Here is an 11,468-nt window from a genome sequence, read left to right as displayed (position 1 = left end):
CGGCGCAGGCCGGGGGAGCAGGCCCTGGCACAGCCCGGACGCAGGCCCGGGCGCGGCCCGGCTCGCCTCGGGCCCGTGTGGCGCCGACCGGGCCGGGCGCCGCGCCCCCGGCGGCCCGGGAGGGTCAGCGGCCGGCGGCCGGAGGCTGGGCGAAGCGGTCGCGGAGTTCGCGCTTCAGGATCTTGCCGCTCGCGTTGCGCGGGAGGGCGGCCACGAACAGGACCCGCTTCGGCGCCTTGAAGTGCGCCAGCTTCTCCCGCGCGTACGTCATCAACTCCGCCTCCGTCACCTCCCCGCGCGGGACCACCACCGCGGTCACCGCCTCGATCCACCGCTCGTCGGGCAGCCCGACCACCGCCGCCTCGGCCACGCCCGGATGGGTGTACAGCACGTCCTCCACCTGCCGTGAGGCGACCAGTACCCCACCCGAGTTGATGACGTCCTTCACCCGGTCCACGACCGTGAAGTAGCCCTCCGCGTCCCGCACCGCCAGGTCCCCCGAGCGGAACCACCCGTCCCGGAAGGCCTTGTCCGTCGCCTCCGGGTCGTTCCAGTAGCCCTGGCAGAGCTGCGGGGAGCGGTACACCACCTCGCCCGCCGTGCCGTCCGGGACGTCCTTGCCCTCCTCGTCGACGACCTTCGCCTCGACATGGCGTACCGGACGCCCGCACGAGTCCATCCGCCCCTCGTGTTCCTCCGGCCCCAGCACCGTGGCCAGCGGCCCGATCTCGCTCTGCCCGAAGCAGTTGTAGAAGCCCAGCCCCGGCAGCCGGCCCCGCAGCCGTTCCAGGACCGGCACCGGCATGATCGAGGCCCCGTAGTACGCCTTGCGCAGCGCGCCGAGGTCCCGCCGCCCGAAGTCCGGGTGGTTGGCCAGGGCGATCCACACCGTCGGCGGCGCGAAGAGGCTGTCCGCCCGCCCCGCCTCCACCAGGTCGAAGATCCGCTCCGCGACCGGCGCGTCCAGGATCGTGTTCCGCGCCCCCACCGCCAGGTACGGCAGCAGGAAGACGTGCATCTGCGCCGAGTGGTACAGCGGCAGCGAGTGCACCGGCCGGTCCTCCGCGGCCAGGTCCAGCGCCTCGATCGCGCTCTCGTACTCGTGGACGAGGGCCTTGTGCGTCATCATCGCGCCCTTGGGCAGGGCCGTGGTCCCGGAGGTGTAGAGCAGCTGCACCACGGTGTCCGGGTCGCCGGCGCCCTCGTACGGCGTCTGCTCCGCCTCCGGATCCGCCAGGTCCCGCAGCGGCCGCACCTCGTACCCCGCCGGCACCCGGCCGGCCAGCTCGGGATCGGCGAGCACCAGGGAGCTTCCCGAGTTCCGCAGGATGTACTCGAGGTCCTCGCCGGTCAGGTTCTGGTTGACCGGGACGTGGACGAGCCCGGCCCGGGCGCAGGCGAGGAACGCGATCAGGTAGGCGTCGGAGTTGTGCGCGAAGGTGGCGACCCGGTCGCCGGGGGCCAGACCGCCGTGCCCCCTGAGCAGGGCGGCGGCGGTGGAGACGGCCGCGTCGAGCCGGGCGTAGCTCCAGCTCCGTTCCCCGTAGCGGACCGCCGTCCGGTCCGGGGTCCGCCGCGCGCTGTCCCTCACCAGTCCGTCGACCGTGTTCTGCCGCACTGCCTTCATGACGCGAACCTCGTCTCCCCCGTGGGATACCAAACGGGATGTTGACAGATCATCCGATCACCTGCATGAGTGTGGGGCAGCCCGAGCACCACCGGTTTCACGAGCAACCACGCTCGATCGCAGGCTACTTGGGAGAGATGTTGCGCGATATCGATGCACGGCGCCCCACCCGTCCCGTATTTCGCCGCGTCGCCCTGCTGGGCGCCGCGCTGCTCGCCGCCACCGCCGCGGTCCCGCCGGCCGCGGCGGCCGGCGATGACGGCACGGCCGCCTCCAACGGCAGGCTCTCGGCGGTCATTCGCTACACCGAGAACGGCATACCCCACATAGTCGGCCGGGACTACGCGCACCTCGGCTTCGGCACCGGCTGGGCGCAGGCCGCCGACCAGGTGTGCGTCCTGGCCGACGGGTTCGTGACCGTCGCCGGTGAGCGCTCGCGCTGGTTCGGCCCCGATGCCGCCCCCGACGGATCGCTGTCCTCCGCCACCGGGAACCTCTCCAGCGACCTGTACTTCAAGGGCGTACGGGAGTCCGGCACGGTCGAGCAGTTGCTCGCGACGCCCGCTCCGGCCGGTCCCAGCAAGGACCTGAAGGAGCTGATGCGCGGCTGGGCCGCCGGCTACAACGCCTGGCTCGCCCAGAACGAGGTCACCGACCCGGCCTGCAAGGGCGCGTCCTGGGTCCGCCCGGTGACCGCCACCGACGTGGCAGCCCGCGGCTTCGCGGTCTCGGTCCTCGGTGGTCAGGGGCGCGGCATCGACGGCATCACGGGCGCACAGCCGCCGGGCCCGCAGCCGCCGGCCGCGGCCGGTGCCCGTACGACGGCCCCGCAGCAGGTCGATCCGGCCGGCGCGGCGGAGGCCGCGCGGGAGTTCTTCGACACCACCCGCTACGACATGGGCTCCAACGCGGTGGCCTTCGCCGGTTCCACGACGGCGAGCGGCGGCGGTCTGCTGCTCGGCAACCCGCACTACCCGTGGCAGGGCGGCCGCCGCTTCTGGCAGTCGCAGCAGACCATCCCGGGCGAGCTGAACGTCTCGGGCGGCTCCCTGCTCGGCACCACCGTGGTCAACATCGGCTTCAACGAGAAGGTGGCCTGGAGCCATACGGTGGCCACCGGCACCCCCGTCAGCCTGCACCAGCTGACCCTCGACCCGGCCGATCCGACCGCCTACCTGGTCGACGGGAAGCCGGAGAGGATGACCCGGCGGACCGTCACCGTCCCCGTGGCGAAGGGCGATCCGGTCACCCGCACCCAGTGGTGGACCCGCTACGGTCCCGTGATCACGGGCCTCGGCCCCGGCCTGCCCCTGCCCTGGACGGCAGGGACGGCCTACGCGCTGAACGACCCCAACGCCGCGAACCTGCGCGGCACCGACACGGCCCTCGCCATGGGCAGGGCCCGCTCGGTCGCGGGCGTCCAGGACGCCCTGAGGCGCACGCAGGGCCTGCCCTGGGTCAACACGGTGGCCGCGGACTCCGCGGGCGGCACCCTCTTCACCCAGTCCCAGGTGCTCCCCCGCATCACCGACGAGCTGGCCGCCCGCTGCTCCACCCCGCTCGGCCGGGCGACGTACCCGGCCTCGGGGCTGGCGGTGCTGGACGGTTCGCGCGGCGACTGCGCGCTCGGCTCGGACGCGGACGCGGTACAGCCGGGCGTGTTCGGCCCGGGGAAGGCGCCGACCCTGCGCGACGCCCCGTACGCGGAGAACTCCAACGACAGCGCCTGGCTGGCCAATGCCGACCGTCCGCTGACCGGCTACGAGCGGGTCTGGGGCAATGTCTCCACCCCGCGTTCCCTGCGTACGCGCGGCGCCGTCGAGGACGTGTCGGCGATGGCCGCGCGGGGCCGGCTGACGGTGGCCGACCTGCAGAAGCAGCAGTTCGCGAACCGGGTTCCGGCCGGCGATCTGGCGGCGGCCGACGCGGCGCGGGCCTGCGCGGACCTGCCCGGCGGTACGGCGACGGCGAGCGACGGCAGCACGGTGGACGTCTCGGGGGCCTGCGGGGTGCTGGCGGGCTGGGACCGTACGACCGACGCCTCCAGCCGCGGCGCGCTGCTCTTCGACCGGTTCTGGCGCAAGCTGACGGCCACGACCCCGGCCAGGGACCTGTGGCTGGTGCCGTTCTCGGCGGCCGATCCCGTACGCACGCCCCGTACGCTCAACCGGGCCGCACCCGGCATCGGGCGGTCCCTCGCGGACGCGGTCGCCGAGCTGAGGTCGGCCGGGATCGCGCTGGACGCCCCGCTGGGCGAGCACCAGTTCGTGGTCCGCGGCGGGCAGAAGCTGCCGGTGGGCGGCGGCACGGAGGCGCTCGGCGTCTGGAACAAGATCGAGGCGCCGTGGAACGCGGCGGCCGGCGGCTACCCGGAGGTCCTGCACGGCTCCAGCCACATCCAGGCGGTGGGCTGGGACGGCGGGCGCTGCCCGGTGGCGCGCACCCTGCTGACGTACGGCCAGTCGGCGAACCCGAACTCGCCGTACTACGCGGACCAGACCAGGCTGTTCTCGCAGGAACGCTGGGTGACGTCGAGGTTCTGCGAGCGGGACATCCTCACCTCGCCGCAGCTGAAGGTGGTGTGGCCGCGCGAGGGCCGTTGACGCGCGGGTCGAACGGGGCGGCCCCCGGGACACACCGTCCCGGGGGCCGCTCCGCGCGCCGGGCCGGTCAGGGGCTGACGGCGAGGAAGAGGTAGGCGGCCAGCAGCACGATGTGCACACCGCCCTGGAGCAGGGTCGCTCGGCCGGGCACGATCGTGAGCGCGCTGACCACGACGGTCAGCGCGAGCAGCACCATGTGGATGGGGCCGAGGCCGAGCAGCAGCGGCCCGGAGAGCCAGATGGAGGCGAGGGCGATGGCCGGGATGGTCAGGCCGATGCTGGCGATGGCGGAGCCGTAGCCGAGGTTGAGGCTGGTCTGCACCCGGTCGCGGCGGGCGGCGCGGACGGCGGCCAGGGTCTCCGGGGCCAGCACCAGCAGGGCGATGATCACACCGACGACGGCGTTGGGCAGTCCCGCACTGGCGACCCCGCGCTCGATGGTCGGCGAGACGGCCTTGGCGTCGCCGACGACGGCGACGAGGGCGACCAGGAGCAGACCGAGGCTGATCAGGGCGGCGCGGGAGGTGGGCGGCGCGGCGTGCTCGTCCTCCTCGCCCGCGGCCGCCGCGGCTGCGGCCCGGGCCTCCTCGGCGCGGCTCCGCTTGGTGTCCACGGGCAGGAAGTAGTCCCGGTGACGGACCGTCTGGACCGCGACGAACAGCCCGTAGAGGGCGAGCGAGGCGCAGGCGGCGAAGGTCAGCTGGGCGCTGGAGAACTCGGGTCCGGGCTTCGAGGTGGTGAAGGTGGGCAGGACCAGGCTGAGGACGGCGAGCGTGGCGACGGTGGCGAGGGCGGCTCCGGAGCCCTCGGCGTTGAAGACGGCGACGCGGTTGCGCAGGGCGCCGACGAGGATGGACAGGCCGACGATGCCGTTGCAGGTGATCATGACGGCGGCGAAGACGGTGTCCCGGGCGAGGGAGGCGGTCTTGTCTCCGCCGTCGGCCATCAGGGTGACGATGAGCGCCACTTCGATGACGGTGACGGCGACGGCCAGGACGAGGGAGCCGAAGGGTTCGCCGACGCGGTGGGCGACAACCTCGGCGTGGTGGACGGCCGCCAGCACCGCGCCCGCGAGGCAGAGGGAGACGAGCGCCACCGCGAGCGGCGGCAGATCGCGCCCCCAGCTGAAGACGAGCGCCACGAGCGCCACCACGGGGACCACCAGGGTCCAGTCGGTCAGGGGCGAGGTGCGCGTTGCCGTACTCATGTCAGCCAAGTTGCCAGAACCGCTGCGCCGGTGCGGCGCATGAACCGCTCTCTAAGCCCTGACGTGGTACTTCTCACGAAATATCCGGGCGTGGCGGGGCACGGTGGACCCGTCTTCGGCCGGCCGGGGCTTCCGTGCGGCAGCCCGGTTGGTTCATGATCGGGGGCATGGGGAACCGTCGGGGAAGACGAGCGGAACTGTTCACGGGCGCCGGGAGCGAGGAGCGGTTCGCCGGTCCCTTCACCGGGGACGAGCGGCCGGTGCTGGCCACCGTACTCGCGAACCAGCGGGCCACTCTGGAGCTGAAGTGCGCCGGGCTGGAGGCCGGGTTGGCGAGGCGCTCCGTGGAGCCTTCGACCCTTTCGCTGCTGGGTCTGGTGCGGCATCTCGCCGATGTGGAGCGCCGCTGGTTCCGTCAGGTGCTGGCCGGGCAGGACGCGCCGCCGCGGTTCTCCTCGGAGGCCGAGCCCGACGGGGACTTCGACGGAGCGGGGGACGGCCCGGAGGTGGTGGCGGAGGCGTGGGAGGCCTGGCGGGCCGAGGTGGCCTTCGCCGAGCGCTTCACCGCCGAGGCCCGCGACCTGGACGTCGAGGGCCGCGACGGGTGGCTGGGGGCGGTGTCGCTGCGCTGGGTGCTGATCCACATGGTCGAGGAGTACGCCCGGCACAACGGCCACGCCGACCTGCTCAGGGAGCGGATCGACGGGGCCGTCGGGGTATGACCGCCCCAGGTCACATGGCGCGGTCGTGGCCCTCCCAGTACGGGTCGCGCAGCCGCCGCTTGTACAGCTTCCCGTTGGGGTCGCGCGGCATCGTCTCGATGAAGTCGACCGTCTTGGGGCGCTTGTAGCCGGCGAGCTGCCGCTCGCAGTGGTGCAGGATCTCCGTGGCCAGCGCGTCGCCCGCCTCGAAGCCCTCGGCCGGTTCGATGACGGCCTTGACCTCCTCGCCCCAGTCGGCGTGCGGGATGCCGAAGGCGGCGGCGTCGGCGACCGCCGGGTGGGTGAGGAGGGCGGACTCGATCTCGGCGGGGTAGATGTTGACCCCGCCCGAGATGATCATGTCGATCTTGCGGTCGCGGAGGAAGAGGTAGCCCTCCTCGTCCATCAGGCCGAGGTCGCCCACGGTGAAGAAGTCGCCGATGCGGTTCTTCTTCGTCTTGCCCTCGTCCTTGTGGTAGCTGAAGCCGCCGGTGTTCATCTTGATGTAGACGGTGCCGAGTTCACCGGGGGGCAGCCGGTTGCCGTCGTCGTCGAAGACGGCGAGCTCGCTGATCGGCCAGGCCTTGCCGACGGTTCCCGGCTTCTTCAGCCAGTCCTCGGCGGTGGCGAAGGCCCCGCCGCCCTCGCTCGCCGCGTAGTACTCCTCCACGCACCGGCCCCACCAGTCGATCATGGCCCGCTTGACGTGCTCGGGGCAGGGCGCGGCGCCGTGGATGGCGTGGCGCATCGAGGAGACGTCGTACGCGTCCTTCGTCTCCTGCGGGAGCGCGAGGAGCCGGTGGAACTGGGTGGGGACCATGTGGGTGTGCGTGCACGCGTGTCGGTCGATCAGCCGCAGCATCTCCTGCGGGGTCCACTTGTCCATCAGGACGAGCGGGTGCCCGATGTGCAGGGCGGCGCCCGCGAATTGCAGGACCGCGGTGTGGTAGAGCGGCGAGCAGACCAGGTGCACGTTGTCGTCGAAGGGGCGGATTCCGAAGATGGCGAGGAAGCCGCCGAGGTACGTCTCCTCCGGGAGCTTGCCGGGCAGCGGGCGCCGGATGCCGCGCGGGCGGCCGGTGGTGCCGGAGGTGTAGTTCATGACCCAGCCGAGGGTGCGCCCCTCGGGCGGTGTCCCCGGCTGCCCGTCGAGGAGATCCCCGTACGGCCGGAAGCCCGGGACCGCTCCGACGGCGTACCGGTGGCTCGCGGGCAGTGCGGCCTCGTCGGCCGCGGCGAGGGCGGCGTCGGCGAAGCGCTCGTGGGCGATGAGGACCTTGGCGCCCGAGTCGGAGACGATCCAGGCGATCTCGGGGCCGACGAGGTGGTGGTTGACGGGGACGAGGTAGAAGCCGGCCTGCGCGGCGGCGAGGTAGGCGGTGAAGAACTCGACGCCGTTGGGGAGGACGACGGCGAAGGCGTCGCCCCGCTCCAGGCCGGCGGCGCGCAGTCCGTGCACGAGGCGGTTGACGTCGGCGTGCAGCCGGCCGGCGCTCCACTCCTCGCCCTCGGCGGTGATCAGGACGGTGCGCCCGGGGTAGGCGGCGGCCTGCGCCCAAAAGCCGTTGGGCGGCTTCTTGTCGGGATCGGTCATGGCGGTCGCGTTCCTCTCAGGCCCGGCCGGCGATGCGGTTGATGCGGTCGATGGCGCGCTCGAAGCCGCTGGTCAGGTCGTCGAAGACGGCCTGGACGCTGCGTTCGGTGTTCATCCGGCCGACGATCTGGCCGACGGGGGTGCCGAGCAGCGGCTGGACCTCGTACTTCTGGATCCGGGACACGGCCTCGGCGACGAGCAGGCCCTGGAGGGGCATGGGGAGCGCGCCGGGCCCCTCGGGGTCGTCCCAGGCGTCGGTCCACTCGGTGCGCAGCTGGCGGGCGGGCTTGCCGGTGAGGGCGCGGGAGCGGACGGTGTCGCCGGAGCCGGCGGCGAGCAGCTTCTCGGTGAGGGCGCGGGAGTGGAGGTCGGCCTCGGTGGTGGTGAGCCAGAGGGAGCCGAGCCAGGCGCCCTGGGCGCCGAGGGCGAGTCCGGCGGCGATCTGCTCGCCGCTGCCGATGCCGCCGGCGGCGAGGACCGGGAGCGGGGCGACGGCCTCGACGATCTCGGGGACCAGGACCATGGTCGCTATGTCGCCGGTGTGGCCGCCGGCCTCGTAGCCCTGGGCGACGACGATGTCGATGCCCGCTTCGGCGTGGCGGCGGGCGTGCTTGGCGCTGCCGGCGAGGGCGGCGACGAGGACGTCGTGCTCGTGGGCGCGCGCGATGACGTCGGCGGGCGGGGAACCGAGCGCGTTCGCCAGGAGTTTGATGGGGTAGTCGAAGGCGACGTCGAGCTGGTTGCGGGCGACCTGCTCCATCCAGCCGGTGATCCGCCAGCCGGAGGCCTCGCCCTCGGCGAGCTCGGGCACGTGGTGCTTGGCGAGGGTGTCGCGGACGAAGGCGCGGTGCCCGGCCGGGATCATCGCCTCGATGTCGGCTTCGCTGATGCCGTCGACGGCCTTCTTGGCGGGCATGACGACGTCGAGGCCGTAGGGCTTGCCGTCGGTGTGCGCCTGCATCCAGTCGAGGTCGCGTTTGAGGTCGTCGGGCGCGGTGTAACGGACCGCTCCGAGGACGCCGAATCCGCCCGCCCTGGTGATGGCGGCGGCGACCGCCGGGAAGGGCGTGAAGCCGAAGATGGCGTGTTCGACTCCCAGTTTCTTGCTCAGCTCCGTCTCCATGGGCGGCAGGATGCCGCAGCCCGGCATGCGAGGGAAGAGATTTTCTGATGCAGTGTCAGATTCTTTACGGCCCGACCGGTGCGGAGGGTCCGTGGCGGGCGGGCAGATACCCACTAGCGTGCGGCAGATCCAGCCTCGCCGGCGTTTGAGGCGCGGGGTCCGGGGCGGAGCCCCGGGAGACGGCGCCGCAGGCTCACTCGGACAGTGGACAGGAGGGTCGAACATGGCAGCAGACACGGGGGCTGATGGAACGACAGGCGAGGCGGCGGACAAACTGCGGGGCGCCGCAGGCAACGGCCTGACCCGGCGGCGACTGGGCGCCCGGCTGCTCGCACTCGGCGGGGTGCTCGTGCTGCACGCCGCGCTCCCCGGGAGCGCCGGGGCGGCCGGAAACCCGGCCGAGCGGCGCGCGCTCCAGGGACTGCGGCTGCGGTACGGCTCCGCACGCCAGGCCGGGCTGGTGGAACGGCACCTCGAAGCGGTGGCGGACGAGGCGCGGCGGTTCCTGGGCCCCTCCCCCGAACGCCCGTACTACGCGGGGGCGGTGGTCCTCGCCGGCCGGGGCCGCACCATCGCCCTCCACCGGGCCATGGGCGACGCCGTGCGGTACGCGGACTACGACGGGCGGACCGACCGGGTGCGGGAGTTCCCGGCCGCCGAACGGATCGCGATGGCCGAGGACACCGTCTTCGACCTGGCTTCGCTGACGAAGCTGTTCACCTCCATCCTCGCCGTGCAGCAGATGGAGCGGGGCCGGCTGGAGCTGGAGGCTCCGGTGCGCCGGTACCTGCCCGAGTTCACCGGGGGCGGCAAGGAGCTGATCACGGTCCGTCAGCTGCTCACGCACACCTCGGGGCTGCGCTCGTGGGCACCCTTCTACCGGGAGTCCACGCGCGAGGGCCGGCTGAGGCTGCTGTGGTCGGTGCAGCCGCAGGACACTCCCGGGACCGTCTACCGGTACTCCGACCTGAACCTGATCACCCTCCAACTGCTCCTGGAACGGATCACCGCTCGCGCTCTCGACGTCCTGCTCCACGACGAGATCACCGCTCCGCTCGGGATGCACCGCACTCGCTACAACCCGCCGCGCTCGTGGCGCCGGATCACCGCCGCCACCGAGGTGCAGCGCCCGCCGTGGTCCGGCCTGGACCGGGGGCTGGTCTGGGGCGAGGTCCACGACGAGAACGCGTACGCGCTGGGCGGTGTCGCCGGCCACGCCGGGGTCTTCGGCACCGCCTGGGACCTGGCCGTCCTCGCCCGCGCCCTCCTCGACGGCGGGGTCTACGCGGGCCGGCGCATCCTGCGCCCCGCCTCCGTCGAGCTGCTCTTCACCGACTACAACACCGCCTTCCCCGGCGACGACCACGGTCTGGGCTTCGAGCTCTACCAGCACTGGTACATGGGCGCCATGGCCACCCCGCACTCCGCGGGCCACACCGGCTTCACCGGCACCTCCCTCGTCCTGGACCCCTCCACCGACTCCTTCCTGATCCTGCTCGGCAACTCCGTCCACCCCGTCCGCACCTGGCGGGCCGGCAGCGCACCCCGCGTCGCCGTCGGCAACCGCTTCGCACGCGCCGTCCCCGTCCGGACGAGGCACGGCGGCCCCGCCTGGTACTCCGGCATGGAGGCGGGCGGCTCCGGCACCCTCACCCTGCCGCCGCTCACCCCGGCCACGGGCGCCGCCCGGCTGCGCTGCGCCGTGTGGTGGGACACCGTGCCCGGCGAGGCCGCCCTCCACCTGGAGGCCTCCCCCGACGGGCAGAGCTGGGAACCGCTGCCGTTCAGCACGCTCCGGTCCACGGGCGGCGCCCCCGAGCCCTGGCCGCGGGGCTCCGCGGGCGGCTGGTCCGGCCGCATCTGGCACCGCCTGGAGGCCCCCCTCACGCCCGCCCGGGCGGGCCGCGAGGTCCGCCTCCGCTTCCGCCACACCGCGACCGGCCGCTACGTCGGCCGCGGGATCTACCTGGACGTCATCCGCGTCTCCGAACCGGCCCGCCTGCTCTTCGCGGACGACCGCCCCGCGGACGCCGCCCGCATCGAGGCGACCGGCTGGACGAGGTCGACCGACTAGGCCGTCCCGGGATGAAGAGCGTGCCCGCGAGCGTTGACAGTCGTTGTTGAGGTTCGTTGACCGTTCAACACGAAGGCAGGCAGAGACGATGACCACCGACATCGACTGGGACAACCCGACCGACCCCAAGCCGGGGAGCTGGCAGCTGGACCACGTCAAGCTGTACGTGGGCTCGAACGGCACCGAGGGCCACCACTGGAACGGCACCCAGACCCTCCTGCTCACCACCGTGGGCCGGGTCTCCGGGAACCCCGTGCGGACCCCCCTCATCTACGGGGAGGACGACGGCCGTTACCTCCTCGTCGCGTCCAACGGCGGCGACTCCGTGCACCCGCTCTGGTTCCGGAACCTGAGCGCGCACTCCGAGGTCCGCGTCCAGGTCGGCCCGCGGACCCTCCAGGGCACCGCCCGCACCGCGACCCCCGAGGAGCGCACCGCGTACTGGCCGGTCATGCTCAAGCACTGGCCCTCGTACGACGAGTACCAGGCCAAGACCGACCGCGAGATCCCGATCGTCGTCATCGAGCCCGCCGGCTAGG

Annotated in this window: 8 protein-coding genes; 4 read left to right on the top strand and 4 right to left on the bottom strand. The window is 73.0% G+C overall.

Annotation, left to right across the window (positions count from 1 at the left end; all coding sequences use genetic code 11):
- Positions 1 to 124 precede the first annotated feature (124 nt).
- The gene (locus tag ACFWBN_RS23215; protein WP_385178803.1) at positions 125 to 1,627 is read right to left on the bottom strand and encodes a fatty acyl-CoA synthetase; all 1,503 of its coding nucleotides are present in this window, start codon (positions 1,625 to 1,627) and stop codon (positions 125 to 127) included.
- A 137-nt stretch (positions 1,628 to 1,764) separates the two neighbouring features.
- Here ACFWBN_RS23215 and ACFWBN_RS23210 point away from each other — a divergent pair, with 137 nt between their 5' ends.
- Positions 1,765 to 4,230, top strand: a complete 2,466-nt coding sequence (locus ACFWBN_RS23210) for a penicillin acylase family protein (RefSeq protein ID WP_385178802.1) — start codon at positions 1,765 to 1,767, stop codon at positions 4,228 to 4,230.
- A gap of 67 nt (positions 4,231 to 4,297) precedes the next feature.
- Here ACFWBN_RS23210 and ACFWBN_RS23205 read toward each other — a convergent pair whose 3' ends face one another.
- Complete coding sequence (locus ACFWBN_RS23205; protein WP_385178801.1) at positions 4,298 to 5,437, bottom strand: calcium:proton antiporter; 1,140 nt, start codon at positions 5,435 to 5,437, stop codon at positions 4,298 to 4,300.
- 167 nt (positions 5,438 to 5,604) lie between these two features.
- Between ACFWBN_RS23205 and ACFWBN_RS23200 the strand changes: the two genes are divergently transcribed.
- Positions 5,605 to 6,159, top strand: a complete 555-nt coding sequence (locus ACFWBN_RS23200) for a DinB family protein (RefSeq protein ID WP_385178800.1) — start codon at positions 5,605 to 5,607, stop codon at positions 6,157 to 6,159.
- A gap of 10 nt (positions 6,160 to 6,169) precedes the next feature.
- Here the strand turns inward: ACFWBN_RS23200 and ACFWBN_RS23195 are convergent, their stop codons facing one another.
- Both ACFWBN_RS23195 and ACFWBN_RS23190 read right to left on the bottom strand, forming a co-directional pair.
- Complete coding sequence (locus ACFWBN_RS23195; RefSeq protein ID WP_385178799.1) at positions 6,170 to 7,732, bottom strand: acyl-CoA synthetase; 1,563 nt, start codon at positions 7,730 to 7,732, stop codon at positions 6,170 to 6,172.
- 16 nt (positions 7,733 to 7,748) lie between these two features.
- Positions 7,749 to 8,855, bottom strand: coding sequence for an NAD(P)H-dependent flavin oxidoreductase (locus tag ACFWBN_RS23190; RefSeq protein WP_385178798.1), 1,107 nt, complete (start codon positions 8,853 to 8,855; stop codon positions 7,749 to 7,751).
- 223 nt (positions 8,856 to 9,078) lie between these two features.
- Here ACFWBN_RS23190 and ACFWBN_RS23185 point away from each other — a divergent pair, with 223 nt between their 5' ends.
- Together ACFWBN_RS23185 and ACFWBN_RS23180 are read left to right on the top strand one after the other, a co-directional pair.
- Complete coding sequence (locus ACFWBN_RS23185) at positions 9,079 to 10,929, top strand: serine hydrolase (RefSeq protein WP_385178797.1); 1,851 nt, start codon at positions 9,079 to 9,081, stop codon at positions 10,927 to 10,929.
- An 88-nt stretch (positions 10,930 to 11,017) separates the two neighbouring features.
- Positions 11,018 to 11,467, top strand: coding sequence for a nitroreductase family deazaflavin-dependent oxidoreductase (locus ACFWBN_RS23180; RefSeq protein WP_385178796.1), 450 nt, complete (start codon positions 11,018 to 11,020; stop codon positions 11,465 to 11,467).
- Position 11,468 lies beyond the last annotated feature (1 nt).

The organism is Streptomyces sp. NPDC059989, assembly GCF_042736975.1.
In the GTDB taxonomy this organism is placed as follows: Bacteria; Actinomycetota; Actinomycetes; order Streptomycetales; family Streptomycetaceae; genus Streptomyces.
Note: the sequence above shows the minus strand (reverse complement) of the source record. Positions and strands in the feature narration are given on the sequence as shown.